General features: G+C 73.2%; 8 protein-coding genes. 3 read left to right on the plus strand and 5 right to left on the minus strand.

The annotated features are described in order from the left end of the window. Positions 1 to 163: 163 nt before the first annotated feature. The gene (locus ACZ52C_RS21260; RefSeq protein WP_469076190.1) at positions 164 to 850 is read left to right on the plus strand and encodes a response regulator transcription factor; all 687 of its coding nucleotides are present in this window, start codon (positions 164 to 166) and stop codon (positions 848 to 850) included. 9 nt (positions 851 to 859) lie between these two features. After that, positions 860 to 2272 carry a sensor histidine kinase gene (locus ACZ52C_RS21265; RefSeq protein ID WP_469076191.1) on the plus strand — a complete coding sequence of 471 codons (1413 nt, stop codon included), beginning with the start codon at positions 860 to 862 and terminating at the stop codon, positions 2270 to 2272. A 60-nt stretch (positions 2273 to 2332) separates the two neighbouring features. Here ACZ52C_RS21265 and ACZ52C_RS21270 read toward each other — a convergent pair whose 3' ends face one another. Next, entirely contained in the window at positions 2333 to 3331 is a 999-nt protein-coding gene (locus tag ACZ52C_RS21270; RefSeq protein WP_469076192.1) for a TAXI family TRAP transporter solute-binding subunit, read from the minus strand. Positions 3332 to 3458: 127 nt separating this feature from the next. Then, positions 3459 to 4607: a peptidoglycan recognition protein family protein gene (locus tag ACZ52C_RS21275; protein ID WP_469076193.1), complete on the minus strand. Its 1149-nt coding sequence runs from the start codon at positions 4605 to 4607 to the stop codon at positions 3459 to 3461. A gap of 232 nt (positions 4608 to 4839) precedes the next feature. Here ACZ52C_RS21275 and ACZ52C_RS21280 point away from each other — a divergent pair, with 232 nt between their 5' ends. Next, positions 4840 to 5235: a pyrophosphohydrolase domain-containing protein gene (locus tag ACZ52C_RS21280; RefSeq protein WP_086805014.1), complete on the plus strand. Its 396-nt coding sequence runs from the start codon at positions 4840 to 4842 to the stop codon at positions 5233 to 5235. 4 nt (positions 5236 to 5239) lie between these two features. Here the strand turns inward: ACZ52C_RS21280 and ACZ52C_RS21285 are convergent, their stop codons facing one another. The 3 genes from ACZ52C_RS21285 to ACZ52C_RS21295 form a co-directional block, all read right to left on the minus strand. After that, on the minus strand, positions 5240 to 6151 hold the full coding sequence (locus tag ACZ52C_RS21285) for a hypothetical protein (RefSeq protein ID WP_469076194.1): 912 nt from the start codon (positions 6149 to 6151) through the stop codon (positions 5240 to 5242). A gap of 151 nt (positions 6152 to 6302) precedes the next feature. Further along, complete coding sequence (locus ACZ52C_RS21290) at positions 6303 to 8993, minus strand: right-handed parallel beta-helix repeat-containing protein (protein WP_469076195.1); 2691 nt, start codon at positions 8991 to 8993, stop codon at positions 6303 to 6305. After that, a complete protein-coding gene (locus ACZ52C_RS21295; RefSeq protein WP_469076196.1) occupies positions 8990 to 21073 on the minus strand; it encodes an actin cross-linking domain-containing toxin in 12084 nt (4027 codons plus the stop codon). Before ACZ52C_RS21295 ends, ACZ52C_RS21290 begins: the two co-directional genes overlap by 4 nt.

Raw genomic sequence — 21073 nt, forward strand, 5'->3', positions numbered from 1 at the left:
AACTCGTTCGGAACCCGTCCGGCCTTGACGGCGTCCTCACTCATCAGTGTGACTGCGGAAGGGCCGATACGCGCGTGCCCGGGATGCGAATCCGCGTAATGTGTGCCAGCCGAGACGCACAAATGACCGAAACGCATGACCCACCGAGCAGGAAGGGGCCGGAATGAGGCTGCTCCTCGTCGAGGACGACAACCACGTCGCCGCCGCCCTGTCCGCGGTCCTGGCCCGGCACGGCTTCGACGTCACCCACGCCCGCAGCGGCGAGGAGGCGCTCCAGGCGCTCGTCCCGGAGGGCAACGGCTTCGGAGTCGTCCTGCTCGACCTCGGTCTGCCCGACCAGGATGGCTACGAGGTCTGCGGCAAGATCCGCAAGCGCACCAGCACCCCGGTGATCATGGTGACGGCCCGCTCGGACGTACGGTCCCGGATCCACGGCCTCAACCTCGGCGCCGACGACTACGTGGTCAAGCCCTACGACACCGGCGAGCTGCTCGCCCGTATCCACGCCGTCGCCCGCCGCCGGGCCCCCGACGATGCCGCGGCCTCCGCCGACAGCGGGCTGCGGCTCGGGTCCGTGCTCATCGAGCTGCCCACCCGGCAGGTCAGCGTGGACGGCTCGGTCGTCCAGCTGACCCGCAAGGAGTTCGATCTGCTCGCGCTGCTGGCCCAGCGGCCCGGGGTCGTCTTCCGCCGGGAACAGATCATCAGCGAGGTGTGGCGGACCAGTTGGGAGGGGACGGGCCGCACCCTGGAGGTGCACGTCGCGTCCCTGCGGTCCAAGCTGCGGATGCCCACCCTGATCGAGACGGTGCGCGGGGTCGGCTACCGGCTGGTCGCCCCGACGCCGTAGCGTGCCCGCGTGCGCACTCGTCTTCTTCCGCTGCTCATCGTCCTGATGGCCGCCGTGCTGCTGGCCCTCGGCGTCCCGCTGGCGGTGAGCCTCGCGGCGGCGCGGCAGCAGGAGGTGGTCGTCGACCGCATCGACGACACGGCGCGCTTCGCGGCCCTCGCCCAGTTCGTCACCGAACGCCCGAGCGGATCCCGCGTGGACACCACGGACGGCCGCGGCGAGACCCTCCAGCGGGAGCTGGAGCAGTACTACCGGGTGTACGGCATCAAGGCCGGCGTCTTCTACCGCGAGAAGAGCCAGCCGTCCATGGCCAACGCCCCCGTGGAGTGGGGCCGGCCCACCGAGGGGGAGGGGCTCGCCGCCTTCGAGGAGGCGCTGCTGGGGCGCCGTCCGCACGACCCGAAACAGGTGTGGCCCTGGCAGGAGGGCCGGCTCGTCGTCGCGTCCCCCGTCATCCACGACGGGGACGTCGTCGCGGCCGTCGTCACCGACTCGCCCACCGACCAGATGCGCTCCAAGATCCTGCGCGGCTGGCTGATCATCGGCGTCGGCGAGATCGCCGCGATGCTCCTCGCCGTCGGCGCCGCGCTGCGGCTGACGGGCTGGGTCCTCAAGCCCGTACGCGTCCTCGACGTCACCACCCACGCCATCGCCTCCGGGCGACTGAAGTCACGGGTCGCGGTGGCCAGCGGTCCGCCCGAACTCCGGCGGCTGGCACGGTCGTTCAACGAGATGGCCGACAACGTCGAGGACGTGCTGGAGCAGCAGCGCGCCTTCGTCGCCGACGCCTCGCACCAACTCCGCAACCCGCTGGCCGCGTTGCTGCTCCGCATCGACCTGCTCGCGCTCGAACTGCCCGAGGGTAACGAGGAGATCGCCTCCGTGCGCACGGAGGGCAAACGGCTCGCCTCGGTCCTCGACGATCTGCTCGACCTGGCGCTCGCCGAGCACGCGGAGTCCGATCTGCGGCTCATCGACGTGGGGGAGCTGACGGCCGAGCGTGTCGCGTCCTGGTCGCCGCTGGCCGACGACAAGGGCGTGTCGCTGGTCGGCACCTGCCCGGCCACCACCGCCTGGGCCGATCCCATCGCCCTGTCCAGCGCCCTGGACGCGGTGATCGACAACGCGCTGAAGTTCACGCCCGCCGGGGAGCGCGTGGAGGTCCGGGTCACCTCGAACGGCGAGACCTCGCGGGTCGTCGTCACCGACGGCGGGCCCGGCCTCAGCGACGAGGAGCTGGAACGCGTCGGCGACCGCTTCTGGCGCAGCACCGCCCACCAGAACATCAAGGGCTCGGGCCTCGGGCTCTCCATCTCCCGGGCGCTCATCGCGGCGGGCGGCGGCTCCATCGCCTACGCCCACCACGAGCCGCACGGGCTGCGGGTCACGGTGACGGTGCCGCGCTCGCGTCCGCCGGTCTGAGCGGTCCGAGAGGGCTGAGGAGGGCCCTGCGAGAGGTTGTCGCGCCGGCCCTACGGCGGACTACGGCTTCACCGAGCGGTAGTACGCCCTCGCTCCCTGGTGCAGCCGCAGCGGGTCCGTGTAGATCGCGGTGCGCAGATCCACCACCTGGGCCGCGTGGACGTGCTGGCCGATGTTGTCCCGGCTCTTGAGGACGACGCGGGTGAGCCACTCGGTGAGGCGGGGGTCCATGTCCGCGCGGGTGATGAGCAGGTTCGCCACGGTGAGGGTGGGCACCGGGGCCGTGAGGATGGTCGGGTAGGCGTCGGCGGGCATCACCGACGCCCGGTAGTGGCTGAAGACCCCGCCCTGGTCGTGCAGCGCCGCCACCAGATCGCTGCGGATCGGGACGAACCGGAAGGCGTACTTCTCCTTCTCCGCGAGGTCCGTCAGCCCCTTCGTGGGCAGGCCGCCCGACCAGAAGAAGGCGTCGATCCTGCCCGTGCGCAGGGCGTCGGGGCTCGTGCCGATGGTGTCGCGCCGCGCGTCTATGTCCTTGTCGATGTCGAGCCCGTCCGCCGCCAGCAGGCGCTCGGCGATCAGCCGTACACCGGAGCCCTCGGGGCCGACGGCGACCCGCTTGCCCTTCAGCTCCGCCACGTTCTGGATGGTGGAGTCGGCCGGGACCACCAGCTGCACGTAGTCGTCGTAGAGCCGGGCCACGCCCCGCAGCTTGTCGGCGCCGGGCTGGTCCTCGTCGATATAGGTCTGGACGGCGTCGGCGGCGGCGATGGCGAAGTCGGCCTGCCCGGTGGCGACCCGGCGGACGTTCGTCTGGGAGCCGTTGCTCGGCATGAGCTGGACCCGCAGCTTCGGCATGTCCCCGGCGATCGCGTTCCGCAGCCGGCTGCCGTACTCCTGGTAGACGCCCCGCTCGGCTCCCGTGGTCACCGTGATCGTCCCGCTCGGGGGCTCCTCGCTCGGCCACAGCCACCACGCGAGCAGCCCGAGGACCACCAACGAAGCCACCGAGCCCAGCAGCGCGCGCCGCCTGCCGATGCGGGGGAGTACCTGGACCATGCGACGAGATCCTGCCAGGTCACCTCGCGGGCGGCCAGGGTCGACCCCATCCGGTGCGAGCTCGTGACCTCGGCGGCGCCGGGCCCCGCGGGGGTGGGGTCCGGCGGCCGGGGCGGGACCGGCGTGGTCAGCGGCCGGTGGCCACCGCCGTGCGCAGGCGCTCCAGCTCCCCGTACATGGCCTCGCCCGGGCACTCCGTCGCCATCCAGTCCCGGTGGCCGCTGATCTCCGCGACCTCCTTCTGGGTGCCGTTGACCGGGTTGGTGTAGGTCACGCGGGCCTGCGGGTCGACGCCGTGCTGGCGGACCAGGACCTTCACGAGCCGGGTCAGGGAGGCGCGGGCGGCCTCCTTGGGTCCCTGCTCGGTGAAGGTGCCCAGCAGGGCGATGCCGAGGTTGCCGGAGTTGAAGCCGCCCACGTGGAAGGCGGTGACCACCTTGCCGTCGGCGTCGTGCGCGGGCAGGCCGTCGTCGCCGGAGTAGCGGCCCTCGTAGATACGGCCCTCCTCGTCGATGAGGAAGTGGTAGCCGATGTCGCCCCAGTCGTTGGTGACGGCGTGCAGCTGGTAGATCGCGCGGACCGTGGCGGCCGGGTCCGGGTCGTCGTTGGCCATGGCCGTGTGGTGCACGGTGATCGTCTGGAACGGGTAGAACGCGGTCGGGGTGTTCTCCGTGCCGTCCGCCTTGAATCGCAGCGACTCGTCGGCGCCCCAGGCGGCGCGCGTCAGGTACTGGACACCTCTGACGCGCGTGGGGTCGCTCGGGACCTTCACCTTCCGGTCCGGTCCGTGCTTGCAGTCGAGCGCCAGCGAGCGCAGCCCGGTGGCGCCGTCGGGCGCCTTCAGCTCGTAGCCGGCGGCCTGGTCGGCGGCGATCAGTACACCGCCGCCGTTGGCCACCGAGCAGCCGCCGTCGCCGAGCGAGCGCCACTCGCCCTGGGTGCCGTCGGCGTCCCGCAGCCGGATGCCGCCGCCGGTGGTCTCGTCGGTGCCGCCCCAGCGCACGCCCACGTAGCCGATGGGGAAGGCCGCCTCGATGGGTGCCTCGCCGGTGGCGGCCTCGCTGCGGGTCTTCGGGAAGGTCTCGGTCGTCGTGCCGGCCGTCGAACCCCCGGCGCCGGGGTCCGAGGACGTCGTGGTGCCGGAATCGCCGGTCGTGGCCATCACGGTGGGCGTGATCACGGCGCCGGCGGCGACCGCGCCGGCCGCGCCGATCACCGCGCGGCGGGTCACCCGGGACGTGGCCCGGTGGCTGGGGGAGGTGGGGGGAACGCTCACGTTGGGTCCTCAATGCTCGGGGTGGTACGTGAAGACACAACGGAGCGTACGGAGTGGAGTCACCGGTTCCGGCATCGCCCCCCGTGTGCTGACACGGCGTCAACGGCCAGGGACGGCAGGGGACTTGGCGTCATGACCGTACGTGAAGGACAGAACTGTCGGAGCGGGGCACAGCAGGGCAGGGCGGAGCGGAGAAGGGCCGGGCGGAGCGGCCGGTCGGTAGGGTCGGCGGATGAGTTCTTCTCCCGCTCGCCTGGTCCGCGAGTTCCACCGGGCCTTCGGCCTCGACGCCCGAACCGCCCCCACCGAGGTCTCGCCCGAGCTGGCCGCCCACCGGGGGGAGCTGCTGGCCGAGGAGGCCGCCGAGGTCGCCGAGGTGGCGGTCGACGGGCCGCTCGACCGGCTGGCCCACGAACTGGCCGACGTGGTGTACGTGGCGTACGGCACCGCTCTCGTCCACGGCATCGACCTGGACGCGGTGATCGCCGAGATCCACCGCTCGAACATGACCAAGCTGGGCCCCGACGGGCGGGTCGCCCGCCGGGCCGACGGCAAGGTGCTCAAGGGGGACCACTACGAGGCGCCCGACGTGTCCTCGGTGCTGCGGAAACAGGGCTGGGCGGGCTGAGCGCTCAGAAGCGGCCGGACAGGGACTCGTCGTCCGAACCGTTCGCGACGGCGGTGACCGTGTAGAGGTCGCGGCCCGCGTCGCGCCGGCCCTGGGCGTGGTCGTACTGGACCTTGAAGACATAGGTGCCGGGGGCGAGGGTGACACCCGACTTCAGGGTGATGACGTACCCGATCTGGTCGCTGGTGGCGTTCTGGCCGACGGCTGCCCTGTCACCGAGGGAGGTCCAGGTCCCGGTGCTCTTCACGCCGCCGGTCTGGACGATCCGGACGACGACCTTGAGCGAGGTGATGGGCTCGGTGGACCTGACGGTGACCGTGCTCTCGTCCCAGAAGTCGTTCGTGTCGGCCTCCACGCTCCCGTCGGCCCACAGGTAGCCGGACGTCGACCCGGAATCGGTGTTCTGGGTGGTCGTGGACTTCTTCTCCTCGGTGCCGGTCGAGCCGGTCGTGCCGATCGAGCCGGAGGTGCCGCCCGTGGTGCCGCCCGAGTCGGACCGGTCGTCGGTGTCCGACGCCGACTTCTCCGTGCCGCCGGTGCCCGCTCCCGCTCCGCCGCTGACCGGCACGTAGACGACGTCGGGGTCGCCCTTGCCCTTTCCCTTGCCCCCGTCCTCCGCCCGGTCGGCCGGCGACGGGTCGACCGCCGCCTTCTTGGTGTCGCCGGGGACGGACTGCTCGCCGGCCGGTCTGTCGGCCGCCGTGGTCACCTTCTCGGACGCGTCGCCGCCCCAGTCGACGGCGGCCACGGCCGTGACGGTGCCGGCGATCACCAGGACCGCGGCGGCGGAGCCGCCGATCGCCTTCCATACCCGGCGGCCGGGCAGGAAGCCGCGGAGCGGGATGCGGGTCCTGCGGGCGAAGAGGTCGGCGAACTCGCCGTCTCTGCGGTCGCTTCGGTCGGGTGCGTGCGGCATGGGGGTGGTCCTTAGGTGGGTGGGTCCGCGCGGTGGGCGCGGGGACGGCGGGGTGGAAGGGGAGCGGACGGTGGGCGCTCAGGGCACCGGAACGGTCGGGCGCCGGTGACGGTCGGTGGGCCGGCTTCGGACGTGCGCCGGACTGCCCGGCTCACAGGGTCTGGGGGATGTCCTCCGGCCTGAGGGTCATCACGTCCGCCTCCGAGGCCTCCGGCAGCTCGGCGACCCGGTACGCCTGGCGTTCCGTCATGGCCTGGAACAGCTGGCGTGCCGTGCGGCCGTTGCCGAAGCCCCGGTCGCGGGGCATGGCGTCGAAGCGCGTGGTGAGCGCCGCGACGGCGTCCGGGGTCAGTTCGTACTGGTGCTGGGCGGCCTGGTGCTCGACGATGCTCACCAGTTCGGCACCGCTGTAGTCGTCGAAGAGCAGGGTGCGGTTGAAGCGGGAGGCGAGGCCGGGGTTGGAGCGGACGAAGACCTCCATCTCCTTGAGGTATCCGGCGACGATGACCACCACGTCGTCGCGGTGGTCCTCCATCAGCTTCAGCAGCGTGGCGATGGCCTCCTGGCCGAAGTCGTTGGATCCGGCGTACTGGGTGAGGGAGTACGCCTCGTCGATGAACAGCACGCCGCCCCGGGCCTGTTGGAAGACCCGTGCGGTCTTCGGCCCGGTGTGGCCGACGTACTCGCCGACCAGGGCGGAGCGGTCTGCCTCGACCAGGTGGCCGCGCTCCAGCAGTCCGACGGCGGCGAGGATACGGCCGTAGAGGCGGGCGATGGTGGTCTTGCCGGTGCCCGGGTTGCCGGTGAAGACGAGGTGGCGACTGAGCGGGGGCGGTACCAGGCCCATCTCCTCCCGGCGGCGGACCATCTGCATCAGCTTGACCAGGGACGAGACGTCGTTCTTGACGCGCTCCAGACCAGCGAGACCCTGGAGCTCGGCGAGCAGGTTCTCCAGGGTGTCCTCGGCGGGGGCCTCGGTCTCCCGCGCGGTGGTCCCGGCACCCGCCGTCTCCGGGCCGCCGGCCGCCGACAGGGCCTGCTCGGCGCCGGTCGGCAGGGACGGGTTCCGCACGTCCCGCGAGACGCAGTCGTCGAACACCGGGCGGGCGCCCTTCTCCAGCGCCACGTCCTCCTCGCAGTCCCGGACCAGACAGCCGCGCAGGACGGGGGCCGCGCCCGTCGCGACGTGCAGGGCGGGGAAGGCAGAGCCCTCGGTGCCCGCGCCGCCGAAGACGCAGTCCTCGACGGTGCCGCGGGCCTTCTCGCCGACGAACAGGCTGTTCTTGCCGGTCCTGGCCACCGTCACGGCCCGGAGCCGGGGCTCGGCGCGCGGCCCCACCACGACGCCGGAGCCGGCCGCGTCCCGGACCGTGCAGCCCTCGACGCTCGGCGTGGCGCCCTCGCCGATGACCAGGCCCGCCGTACCGGTCCCGCTGATCCGGCAGTCCCGCAGCACCGGCGCGGTCTGCGTGCCGCAGGAGATCCCGGACCGTTCGGCGCCGACGACATCGCACTCCTCCAGGACCACGGTCCCGGACGACTCGGTGGTGATCCCGGCCCGGCCACGTACCACGGACAGCCCGCGCATCCGCGCCTCGGCGGCCCCGTCGATCCGCACCCCGGACAGCCCGCAGTCCGAGATCCGGCCGCCCTCCACGGTGAGTCCGGCCCGGTCGGTGGCCCGGACGCCGTGTTCGGCGGAGGAACCGATCCGGCAGGCGGTGAGCGTCACCCGGGAGTCGTCGCAGGCGTGCACCGCGCTGAACGAGCACGCCGTCAGGTCGCCGTTGTCCATCCGCACCTCGGAGCGGCCGCCCGCCAGCAGCCCGTTGGCCCGGCTGCCCGTCACGGAGGTGCCCTCGGCCGACAGCCGGGCCGTGCCCCGGGCCACCAGACCCGAGCCGTGCGCCCCGTCCACCTGGCAGTCGACCAGCTCGGCGCGGCCCTCGTCCTCCACGCTCACCCCGGGCCCCGAACCGTCCCGCAGCCGGCAGCCGAGCATCAGCACGTCACCGTCGCCGGAGACGGCGACCCCGTCCCCGCCCGCGCGTAGCACCTCGCAGCGGGTGAGGACCACCCCGCCCTCGCCGGGACCCCTGTCCCCGGCGGGCGGGGCGGACCGTGCCGCACTGCCCAGCACGCGGACGCCCTCGGCGGCCGTCTCCTCGACCCGGCAGTCCCGCGCGGTGAGGGAGGCGCCGTCCTCCACCAGCAGCCCGCTGCGCCCGGTGCCGGAGATCCGGCACTCCCGCAGGGTCACGCGGGCTCCGCCCCGGACCCGGACGCCGGACCCGGTGACCCGTCGTACCGTCAGCTCCTCGGCCTCGGCGGTGGCCCGGGAGCCGACGACGACACCGGTTCCCTCGACGTCCTCGACGACGACCCGGGTCAGCCGCGCCGATCCGGTGGTGTTCAGGTGCACAGCCGCCAGCTCGGCCCCCGCGACACGGCAGTCCGTCAGGGCGAGCGACGCCTCCCCGCCCGCCTCCACCCGGCCGCCGGACACGTCACAGCCGTCGAGCTCCAGATCCCCGGCGGCCACCAGAACGGCCGGCAGCCCCGGGTCCTGGCCGACCAGGACGAGATCCTCGACGCGTACGTCCCGCGCGGCGACCTCCAACACCGGGCGGCCGGGCGAGGCCGCCAGCAGCCGTACGGCGTGCCGCGCGCCTTCCTCCGGCACCAGGCGCACCGCACGGTCGATCAGCAGGTGTTCGACGTACTCGCCGGGCGAGACATGGATCTCGTCGCCGTCACGGGCGGCACGCAGGGCGGAGGCGATGCTGCGGTGGGCGCCGCGTCCCTTCGGGGCGACCCGGTGCACGGTGGCGGTGGGGGTCACAGGAGCTCCGTTCCGTCGGGCAGGGCGGCCGGGTCGATGGTGAGCGGCGGCTGCGGGGGTATGGGTGGGATCGGCGTGGTGAGGGCGGCACGGGTGGTGGTCGCGGGTGGGGTGCTCGGGGGCGGGAAGGCGCGCGACGGCTGGATGTCGGCGTTCTTGTTGTTGAGCCCGTAGTTGAGGGTGCCCGCGCCCAGTGCCTCGGCGATCTGCCAGATCAGCTCGCCGGGGCCGCCGCGGTGGAAGACCCGGGAGCCCGCTGTGGCGTGCCAGCTGTAGCGCAGCAGACCGCTGGTGACCCCCGCGAAGGCGCTCGCCGCCGCGCCCCACGCGCCCGCTTCGAGCGCGTCGACGCCGGTGCGCTTGTGGCCGTCGACCCCGAACACGGCCGCGTTGACGGCGCCGTTGACGAAACCGGTGAGGACACCGACGCCCAGGTTGTTGAAGAAGTCGTAGGAGCCGGAGCGCCAGCGGACGGGGTTCTCGAACACGGTCCACTCGCCGTCCCAGTCGTCGCTGGAGGCGAGCGGGTGGCGGTGCCAGTCCTGTCCCTGGTCGAGGTTGGTCAGGCCGTACTTGAGGTAGCCGAGGCGGGTGGTGTCGTAGGCGACGTTGACGCCGACGCGGATGCCGCCGCCGATCGCGCCGTTGAGCGCCGCCCGCTGTAGGGCCGTGGTCAGGTCGAACTTCTTGTTGTCGAGGTCGGCGACGATCGCGGACACGGCGAAGCTGGTGCCGAACTCGATGAGATAGCCCATGGTGAAGTCGGTGACGGCCTTGCGGAGCTGGTGCCGCCACATCGGCATGGCGGCCGAGGAGCCGTCCTCGACCCCGGTCCAGATCTCGTGGAACACATCGCGGAACTCACGGTTGTAGCCGCGCAGTTCGGTGGTGTACCCGCGGAAGTCGACCTCGCGTCCGACGAGCCGCCAGCTGTGGTGTCCGTCGAGGCCCACCTCGCCGCCGACCCTGGGCAGGCTGCTGATCTCGGGCAGCTTGGCGATGTCGAAGTTCGACCAGCGGCCGAAGGCGTCGGTGACCCAGACCCGCCCGGTGATGGTGCGCTGGGCCACCAGCCGCCCGTCCTGGTACTCGCGCCACTGGTTCCACAGCGACTCCGACTCCCGGAAGCGGCCCTCGAACCCCTCCACCGGGTCCCGGCGGCGGATCACCTTGCCCATGTCGAACTCCTGCCAGACCTCCCGGTTCACGGTGGCCGACACATCCGTCTCGAAGTGCCGCGCGGAGCGTGAGAGGAGGTCGGGCACGGAGATCCGCCCGGACTCCACGGGCGGCGGAGCGACCCGCTCGTTCACCGTGTACGCGTACTCGCGGACCCGGCCGCCGTTGCGGAACCGTACGGCGTCGGTGCCGATGTGGTCGGTCCAGCGTCCTCCCGCGAGGTCCTGGTAGGTGCGGATGCCCCGGGACTCGATCGTCCCGTCGGCGCCGATCTTCCGCCAGGACCAGGTGCCGTCGGAAGCGCGGGTGGCGTCGACCCAGAGGGAGCCGTCGCCGGTGGCGTTGCGCTCGCGGACGGCGTCGCCCCGGCCGCCGCCGGGCAGCCGCTCGAAGTCGATGAAGGAGTCGTCCCAGGTGCGGGTGTGCACCAGGGAGCCGCGATTCTGGATACGGACGCCCTCCGTGACCTGCCCGTCCGGCCCGGTGGCCGTCCAGGTCCAGTGGTCCTTGCGGGGGTCGCCGTGCGCCTCGACGTACAGCTCGCCCCAGTGGTCGCGGCGGCCGGTGATCTGGAGCTGGGTGTTCTTGTCGACCCACACCCCGGACACGTCGTCGGCGCCGATGCCGCGCGCCGGGTTCTCGGCGAGGTACTCGCGCACCCCGGTGCCCTGGGAACGCAGCGACAGCAGTTCGTCGCCGGCCGCGTTCCTGAAGACGTCCACGAAGCCGCCGTCGGCGGCGACGTACCGGGTGCCGGTCCTGCCGCTCTTCGTGTCCAGCCAGGGCAGCTCGTAGGCGTCCGCCGAGCCGCTCCACTTCGGGGCCGGGGCCCACTGCTTGGGGTCGGTGGCGCTGCGGCCCACCTCGACGACGCTGCCGTTCTCCAGGGTGCGGGTCTCGCGGACGACCCGGCCGAACTGGTCGATGTCCTGCCAGCCGCGGCCGGCGTGCGCGGTCAGCCGGACTCCGCGCAGCTTGGCGCCGTCGGCGGCGGTCTCCGTCCAGGTGGACACCTGGAACATGGAGTCGCCGGTGACGAAGTTGCGGAAGAACCCGTCGAACCGGCCGTGGCCGGCGCGCGGGTACCAGACGGCGGCCGGGAGGCGCTGGTCGGAGATCCGGGCGACGTGCAGGGTGCCGCCGTCCGCCAACTGCGCCATTTCCTCGGTGAGTTCGTCGATGAAGTCGATCGGCTTGTTGTTGGGGCCGACGGCGGTGTGCAGCACCGGGTTGGTCCGCATGCCGCCGGGCGCGGGGCCGGACAGCAGCGGATGCTCCAGGTACTGGCGGGAGCCGTGGTAGCCGTTCAACGGCCAGACGTCGCCCCGCCGCTGGGCCACGGCCCGCTCCCCGGTGGCCGGGTCGAGATAGGTGTCCTTGTAGCCGATCCGGGTCCAGGACCAGTCGCGGGTGCCGTGCAGCACCTCGGTGCCGTCCTTGTCGAACCGCGTCCAGGCCCAGCTGCCGTCGCTGTTCTTCTCCGCCCGGATCAGACCGCCGTCCAGGGCCTTGGTGTAGGTGCGCACGTCGAGGACGTCCACCGGGGCCCAGCGGTAGGGAAGCGTGTCGTGGTACGTGCGGCGGTCGCCGTCGAAGATCCGCTCCCCGGCCCGCAGCCGGTTGCCGGCCTCGTCGAACTCGGTCCAGCGGGCCCGCCCGAACCGGTCCAGGTCGAGGTGGAGGACATGTCCGTTGCCGAGCACCTCGCGCTCGAACAGCGTCACCTTGCCCTCGCCGATCAGCTTGTACTGACCGGTGGCGGACTTCTCCAGCTTCGCGGTGTCGAAGCGACCGGTGAGCGGGGCCCCCGTCTCGTCGAGCCGTACGGCCGTGCCGCCCGCGTGGTCGATCTTCCACAGCTGACCGTTGACCTTGCCGCCCTTGACCCGTACGGCGACGGTCTCCTCCAGCAGCGTGCCGGCCGGGTCGAGGACCGCTCGCTCCAGCGGCTGGGTGCCCTTGGCGGTGGGGACGAGGGCGACCTTGCCGTGGTCGAGCGCCTCCGCACGGAAACCGGGCCGGGGGTGGCCCGACGCGTCCAGCACCCGGGGTGCACCGCCGGCCTCGAAGCGCAGGACACCCCGGCTGCCGGGCAGGTCGACGTCACGGAAGGCGTGCACACCCTCGGGGCCGTAGTGCCAGCGGGTGCTGCCGGCCGCGTCGGTGAGGACGAGGCCGCCGCGTGGCTCGGTGCCGGGGGAGAGGGTGAAGAGGTCGTCGGCGGGGCGGGCGCCGACGAAGTCGGCCGCCGTCGGGGTCCAGGGCCCGCCGTCGACCGAGCGGCCGGTGATCCCCACCTTCAGCCCGTCGAGCTCGGCCGGGCCGCCCCGCAGGAAGACCTCCTGGTGGACCAGCGAGCGGTTCGCGTCGAAGCCCAGGGTCAGGTCGGACGGGTGGTGGCGCACGGTGTAGCGGCTGCCGCCGGGGCCGCCGTGCGGGGTCGGTGTGACCGTGAAGTCGCCGAGGACGCGGCCCGTCGGGGTGGTGGCCCGCAGGTCGTCGAGGCGGGTCGCGAGCGGCAGGTCGAGGTACTCGGCGAGGGCGCCCACGGCACCGCGCCGCAGGCCCAGCCGGGCCCGTTCGGTCAGCTCCCGCAGGTGCTCGCCGAGCAGGTCGGGGTGCAGCCCGAGCCGGTCGAGCGAGGCCGCCGCGTCGTCTGCCAGCCGCTGTACGCCGGGCAGGCCCAGCGCCTGCAACGCGTGCCCGTCGGGGGCGGTGTGCAGGAAGTCCAGGGCGCCGGCGATGCCGGACAGGTCGACCGGGTCGCCCTCCGGGACCGTGCGCAGGCCGGAGGCCTCGTCGAGCGTGCGCTCGAAGATGCGGGCGAGTTCGGCGTTGCCCAGCGCGTCGTCCAGGGTGTCGCCGAGGGCGCCGACGTCATCGAGCGCACCGAGTCCGCCGACTTCGTCCAGCCGTACGGGCGGGGTGTCCGGCCCGGCTCCCTCGGTGAAGCGGAGGAAGCCGGAGCCCTCCGGGTGGGGCAGGTCGCGGAAGGCGAGCCCGCCGGTGTTGTCGAAGTGGAAACGCGAGCCGGTGACGGTGTCGGTGAGGGTGAAGCCGCCGGGCAGCCGTGCCGACAGCGTGGCGTCGAGGTCGGTGAACCGGATCGAACCGGTGGCGCCGGTCACATCGACCCAGACCCGCCTGGTGCCGTCGCCCAAGGGGGTGTGTGTCACATGGAGGCGCAGGCCCTGCGGCAACCCGTCGTGGGGGAGCGCGGCCTGCCGCCCGAGGAAGGTGCCGTCCGGCCCGAACGTGAAGTGGGTGCCGCCGGCCGGATCGACGACGGCGAACCGGCCGCTGTCGTCCAGCAGTTCGACCGTGAAGTCGGACGCGCGCACCGGTCCGGTCCCGCCGGGGACACGGTCGGCGAGTTCGAGCCGGTACGTGCCCTGGGGCGCCTCGTCGGTCGCCGGGAGGCGCGACACCCGTACGTCGAAGTCCGCCAGGTCGTCCACGCCGGACAGCGGGATGCGGAACGGCTCGTCGGTGTCGGGCGGGCCGTCCATCCGTCGAACGCCGTCCAGGCGTGCCTGGAGGTTCGCCCACTCGGTGTCCGAGAGGTCGCTGATGTCCGACAGGTCGCTGACGTCCGAGAGGGCGTCGGTGCGGGGGGAGCCGACGTGCGAGGTGTCGAGACGCGGGGGGTCGACACGTGGTGAGTCGGGGCCGAGGACGCGGTTGAGTTCGTCGAGGGAGAGGGGTCGTACGTCCTGGGTCAGGTCGTTCCAGAGGTCGTCCACGAGCCCTTGTTCCCGCGGGCTCAGGTCGTCGCCGAGGCCGTGGGGGTCTTCGAGTTCGTCGAGGCGTACGGGCGTGGTGTCCGGCCCGGCTCCCTCCGTGATGCGGAGGAAGGCGGAGCCGTCCTGGGCGGGCCCGTCGCGCAGCGCGAGGCGGCCGTCGGCGTCGAAGTGGAAGCGGGCACCCGTGCTCGTGTCGGTGACCGTGAAGCCGTGCGGCAGCCGTCCGGCGAGCGTTCCGCCCACGGGGTCGAGCCGGAAGGAGGCGGCGAGGTCCGCCGGGCCGGTCAGCTCCAGCACCCTCGTCGTGGTGCCGCCTGCGCCGGGGGCGGTCGTCGTCCGGAGCCCCAGACCGGACGGACCGTCCGGGCCGGGCAGCGTGAGCGGCAGCTCCCGCGAGTGCGTCAGGCCTCCGGGTTCGAAGCGCCAGACCGCGGCGGGGCCGTCGGGCCCCGGCATCGGCACACGCACGGTCAGCTCGCTCGGCGTGCCGGACGCGTCCCGTACCAGTCTGACCGTGGCGCCGGGGACGGGGACCCCGTCCGGGCCGGTCACCTGGATCGGGCGGAGTGCGTCGTCGGAGAAGCGCAGCGAGAAGTCGGTGCCGGTCAGCGGCAGTTCCCGGTGCTCCAGACGCCCCGCGGCGTCGAACTGCCAGCGCACGCCGCCCTGCCGGCCGGTGGCGGTGAATCCTCCGCCCTCCCGGACGGTGACCGAGGCGTCCGGCAGCCGTGCCGGCGCGCCCTGGGCGGTGAGGTCCAGCACCTCGACGCGGACGGACGCCGGGGCGGCGTCGGTCGCAGGCACCTCCGTGACGCGCAGCCGCAGCCCGGCCACGTCGTCCAGCCCGGACAGCGGAACCTCGCGCACCGGGGGCACGGGTGAGAGCGGGGAGTCGAGCGACTGCCCTCGCAGGGGGGAGCCGCTCAGCTCGGGGGCGGCCGTGGGGTGGAGGGTGACGTCCTGCGCGGGGGCGGTCCGGAGGAGGGTGACGTCCGGTCCCTCGGTGATGCGCGGCAGGGCCGGCTCCGGGGCCTGGGTGGTCTGGGGCAGGTCGACGTCCGGCGTCCGGGTGGTCTGGGGCAGGTCGACGTCCGGTGTTCCTGTGATCCGGGGCAGGTCGACCCCCGCGGGCTGTGCGGGCCGGGGCACGTCGGCCGCGGGGATGTGCGGCTCGTCGAGGTTGGTCAGCGGACGGTTCGATCCGCCCGGAAGCGGCACCCCGTCGGCACGCGGGGGCGCCGGCGGGACGGAGGGTACGGCCGAGACCGGCGGCCTGACGGGTGCCACGGGCCTGGTGGTGATGTCCTGCCAGGCCTGTGGGTGCCGCAGGTTGATCCACTCGGCCTTGTGACGGGCCGCCGCCATCCTGAGGATCGCGTCGGTGCTCTTGTTCTGATGGATCCGCCCGGCGTCCGGATCCCTCGGGAACTCCGTGCGGTACCAGTCCGCGAAGGCGTCCCTGTTCTCCGGCCCGGAGACGAAGTCGTTGATCCTCTGGACGCCGACGGCCCGGTTCCCGCCCAGCTCCGCCAACGGGTCGGTCACCACGGAAACAGGCGCCTTCTCGTGCGGTACGGCGCCCTTCAGCTCGTCGGGGAGGGAGCGGAACTCGAACAACAGCGCTCGTTCTCCCCCGACCGTGGCGTTGTTGATGCCCCGTCCGGCCACCTCGTTGCCGTTCAGGATGTACTGCCGCGCGGCCTTCCACACCGGCTCGTCCCCGAGGGCGGGGGCCTCGCGCAGGAGTCTCAGCGTCACGGCGCGGTCACCGGGCGACAGGGAGTCCAGGACCAGGCTCGGCCTGGTCCTGGGCAGTACGGACCACTCGTTCTTCACCGCCGGGTGGGTCAGACCGAGGTAGGGCGGTGCGCCGGCCCAGTCCTCCATGGGGATGCCGTGCCTGCGGACCAGGTCGGAGGTGAAGTCGATGACGGACTTCACATAGGTGTACGCGTTCTCGACCTGCTCGGGCGCGTCGAGCGTCTCCCGGGTCAGCGCCGTCCGCAGGGCGTCGTCGTCGCGGAAGGCGGGCTTGTACCAGTGGGCGTGGTCCGCCAGCAGTCGCAGCTCGGGCGTGGCGCGGGAGCCGAAGTCCACGGCCCTGATGCCGATCGTGGCCTGCTGCTGGGTGGTCGGCATCGAGACGGAGGGGATGCCCTCGAGCTCCAGGCCCGTGCCCGCCGCGATGACGTGACGGTCGCTCGTCACCTGCAACCGGTAGAGCCCGTCGGGGCTGACCATCGACTCCAGCGGCCGGTGGTTGTGGATGCCGAGCCGCTCCTTGAAGACGTCGAGCAGCCACTGGGTCGCGCCGTTGCGGGCGCCGATCGCCCCCTGGTCGCCCAGGCGGGAGGGGTAGGTGATCAGCTCCACGGTGTGCGTCTGCCAGTTGCCGCGCTGTGCCATCGGGAGGTCCGCGGGGTTGGCGTACGCGCCCTTGCTCATGTCCTTGGTGACCATGAGCAGGGGTTCGTCGGTGTCGGCCTTCGACACGAAGGCGAAGGTCCGGTCCGCGCTGTTCGGGAGGGCGACGACGAACCCGCCGAGTTCGCTCTCGCTGCCGATGGAGGGGGCGGGGAAGGACGTGCCGAATCCCGGCGCCACGGCTCGCGGGGCCCGGGTGGCCCCCGGCGCCCCGGGCAGGTGCGCCGGGGGAGCGGCGGCGGGAACCGGTGGCGGAGCTGCGTGGGGCGGGGTGGGGGGTGGCGGAGCGACGTGGGGCGGGGTGGGGGTTGGCGGAGCGACGTGGGGCGGGGCCGCGACAGCCAGGTCCTCCAGGGACACGCGCTCGCCGGTCGGGAGCGGTCCCGTGACCTCGCCCGCCGCGTCGTCCAGGACTCCGGTCCCGGGGACGGACATCTGAGAAAGCTGCCCGGGCGGGGTGCCGCCGAGATCGTCGAGCCCGCCGAGCCCGCCGAGCCCGTCGAGCCCGTCGAGCCCGTCGAGCCCGTCGAGCCCGCCGAGCCCGCCGAGATCGTCGAGCCCGTCGAGGGCCGTCACCGGGCGCGCCGCCGTGTCCGGCACCGTCGTGCCGAACGTGTCCAGCCCGGTCGTCGGCGCCCCGTCCCCGGGAAGACCCACGAACCGGCCGCCCCGGTCGAACACGAACCGCGTCCCGGTCGCCGTGTCGGTCACCGCGAAGCCGCCCGGCAGCCGTCGCGCCAGATCGCCGTCGAGCCGTACGACGGTGAAGGCGCCGTCGCCCGGGCCGGGCACCGTCAGCCGGTACGTCGCCGACGGGGTGCCGTCCGGCAGCCGGGTGAACGTCGTGGTCAGCCGGGACCCGGGCAGCGGGCCGCCGGTGGGGCCGGACAGGGTCAGCTGTTCCGACAGCCGCGTGCCGTCGAGGTCGAAGCGGCCGATCCACGCGCCGTCGACCGACTGCACCCGCACCCCGGTGACCACGCCCAGCGCGCCCCTGACCGGTTCGACGGCCGCACCGCCGGGCAGCGCCACCCCGTCCTCGCCGACGATCCGCGGCAGCGATCCCGGCCTGGGGTCGGCGTCGAAGCGTACGAAGCCGTCGGCGCCCGGCAGCCGGATGTCGGTGAACCGCTGTACCTCGCTCGCGTCGAACTCCAGCCGGAGGTCACCGGCCGGGTCGGTGAAGCGGAACCCGCCGTCCTCCAGCGGGGTCCGCTGCCACTCCGCCCGGAAGCCGGTCACCCCCGTGACGTCGGCCGGGTCCACCAGCACGGTGTCGGTACGGGGCGTGGGCGCGTCGGAGCGGTCGAACCGGAGGTCGTCGGAGAGATGGCCGAGGTCGTCCAGCTGACTGCCCAGGTCGTTCAGCGAGTCGCCCCTGCTCAGCGAGTCGAGCCCGATCGAGTCGAGCCCGATCGGCGAGTCCAGGCCGTTGGGCGAGCCGAGGTCGTCGAGGGCGCCGGTCCCGCCCAGGTCGAGCTGGTCCAGCAGCCGGAGCTGGTCGTCGAGGGACAGCCCCTGGAAGTCGAGCGCGCTGGGGCCCGACGTCACTTCGCCGGTGATGCCCGAGGTGCCCTCGCCGGGCACGCGCAGATCCGCCGCCAGCGTCGGCAGGGGGTCGCTGCCCCGGAAGTGGGGGTTCGGGATCCACTCCAGCAGGTTCTGCTGGGCGTCCATCCGGTACGCGCCCCGGATGAACTCGGAGGCGATACCGCCGGGGAAGGCGATCTCGTTCTCCGCCGCCCAGCCCGAGGCACGCCAGGCATCGGTGCCCATGGAGCGCTCGAAGGTCCGTCCGACGTCGATGCCGCCGGACGCCTCGATCTCGAACTTGTAGATCCCGTCCCAGACGAGGTTCCGGTCGGTCGTCGTGCTGACGAACGCGGACGGCTGACCGGTCCTGACCATGACGTCGAGGTTGGTCTCCAGCGGATCGCGGACGGTGAACCCCTCGCGGAAGATCTGGTCGAGGGGCCGTCTGCCGCCGATGCGCCACAGCGTCTCGTCGGTCGCACGCCAGACCGGGGCCGGGGTGATGGCCCGGATGTCGACGGACCGGTCGGCGGCGAAGGCCAGCCGGTCCGGGAGCCCGGCGGCGCCGAACCGGGTGACGGCACCCTCGGGTCCGGTGACGGTGAAGCCCCCGTCGACCATCCGCACCTCGACGTCGGGGACGATCCCGGCGTCCGTCCTGAGCACCCAGGTGACGTTCCGGCCCGGTTCCATGGTGATCCAGCGGCCGGTGGGCGTCCCGAGGTCGTCCAGGAGCCGCAGTTCACCGGTGGGCAGGGCGGCGACCAGGCCGTCGGTCCGGGCCGTCATCACCACGACGTCCCGGCGGACCGTGTCCAGGTTCATCCCCAGCCGGTCGAACGCGATCCGGGCCCGGTCGAGGTCGAGTCGCGCGGCGCTCAGGTCCAGCTCCGCCCGCGCGCGGCTGAGCGGCGGGACGTCGGTCAGCCCGTCGAGGTCGCCGAGCCTGCGCCCCGCGGTGTCCAGCTGCAGTTGGGCGTCCTGGGCGCGCAGCCAGGTCTGGAAGCGCTCGGTGGCGAGTCTGCCGGTGGCGCCGCCGGTGACGATGTCCCGCAGGGTCAGCGCGGTGAAGGGCCTGGTGGCCGGGGGAGCGGTGACCTCGGTGCGGACCGGGCCCAGGCCGAGCAGGTCGCGGGCGGTGCGGGAGCCGTCGCCGGTGTCGGGCAGCAGCCGGGTGAGGTCGTCGAGCTTGATGCCGAGGTCGTCGAGGCCTTCGGCGCCCTTCGTGGCGTTCCAGGTGGGGACGCGGGGGTCGGCAGGGCCGAGGGCCTCGATCGTCACCCCGTCCTTCAACCCCACCCGGACGTCGATCGGGTCGGTCTTCCCGATGCGCAGGACCACCCCGTCGGGGGTGACGCGCACCAGATCGATCTCGCCGTCCAGGACCTGACGCACCTGCGTCTCGGTCAGTCCGCCCAGCCTGCCGTCGAGGCTCAGTCCGGCCAGGTCGTCGAGGGGGCGCAGCAGACCGGCCGGGGTGCGCTCCATGCCGGTGAGGGCGTCGAGGTCCCGCAGTTCGTCGAGCACGGTGGGCGGCGGCAGCAGGTCGTCGCCGACGCGGTCGGTCACCGGGTCGAGCAGCCGGAGGCGCTCGTTCACGGGGGTGAGCAGGCCGAGGCGCTGTCCACCGGGGACGGTGCCGACCGGCAGGCCCACCGTGTCGAGGTTGTCGAGGACGTTGAGCCGTACGCCCACGTCGTCGAGGCGGCCCGGCGTCCGGACGGGGGCCGGGCCCGGCAGCGAGCTGAAGCCCGGGGTGCGGGGCGCGGTCACCGGGGTCACCGAGATGTCGGCCAGTTCGTCGAGGGTGTCGTTGAACTCGGGTGTGCCGGGGACGGCGAGCCTGTCGGAGCCGGTGCGGTCGAACGGGCGCAGGGTGCCGCCCCGGTCGAGGTCGCGGCCCGGCAGGTCCAGCAGGTCGCCGGTCAGGGAACCCCCCCTGCTGAGGAGGCCGGCGCCTCGGGGGGAGAAGTGCAGACCCCGGTCGATGAATCCCATCCGGGCCGCGCCCCGGTAGCCGAACCGGGCGATCTCGGAGTACCGCATCGGCAGCAGCGCCGAGGTCGTGAGCCGGCCGAGGCCCATGACCGTGAAGACGCCCAGTTTGCTTCCCAGGCCGCCGGTGACGAACGCGGTCGACTGGTAGAAGTCGCGGCTCAGCGCGGACCAGCCCTGCCGGACGGTGCCGCGGGCGAAGCCGCCCATGAACCGCAGGGCCGACCCCAGCATCGCGGGCGTCTTCGACAGCAGCCGGGGCAGCGCCGTCAGCCCGCTGCCCGCGCGACTCGCCAGCGCTCCGCCGAACCGGACCAGCCCCTGTCCCGCCAGCGACAGCAGGCGGCCGGGGGAGGACATCAGCGCCCTGCCGCCGCGGAACAGCAGACGCCCGCTCGCGGAGAGGGCGCCGCCGAGGGCCTTCCCACCCGAGGAGCCCAGCCGGAGCAGTCCGCCGAGGGTCGTCAGGCCCTTCGTCGAGGGGAACAGGATGCCCAGGAACGCGAGGCCGAGGCTCAGGGCGTTGCCGTTGCCCGTGGCGTAGTCGACGAGGGCCTTGGCGAAGAGCACCGCGCCCAGTGCGAAGGCCACCAGCCCCAGCGGGCCGCCGATGACGGCCGCGACGAGGGTGATGACCAGCGCGACGATCTCCAGCACCTTGAAGAACGTCGACACGAACCGCTTCCAGAAGCCCTTCTTCGGCTTCTTCACGGGCTTCGACACCAGCCGGGACGCCTCGTGCAGGGCGTCCTCCAGGATCTTCGCCTCGGCCTGGACGGCGTCCCGCTCCGCGTCGACCTCGCCGCGGGCGCGGGACATCTCCGGATCGTTGTCGGCCAGCGGCGAGCCGCCGACCCGCTCCAGGGCGGCCACGGTGTCCGCCGCGTTCTCGGCCCGGTCCTGCGCGTCCCCGAGGGCGCGGGCGTAGCGGGCGGTGGCGTCGGCGGCCATCTCGAACGAGCGGTTGATGTTCGCCATGTACGTCTTCAGCTCGTCCTTGACGTACGTCCGCAGCGCGTCCGCGGTCCGCCCCTCGAAGCCGCCGTCCTCGGCCTTGGTCAGCAGGGTGTCGAGGCCGGCGCTGACCCGTCCGGCCAGATCGCCGAGGTCGCGCAGCTCCTTGCTGATGCCTTCGAGGACGCCCGGGTTCCCGGTCACCGGATTGCCGGTGAAACCGACTCTGCTCCACTCGTCGGAGGTGGCCAA

Source organism: Streptomyces sp. NPDC034049 (assembly GCF_055575575.1).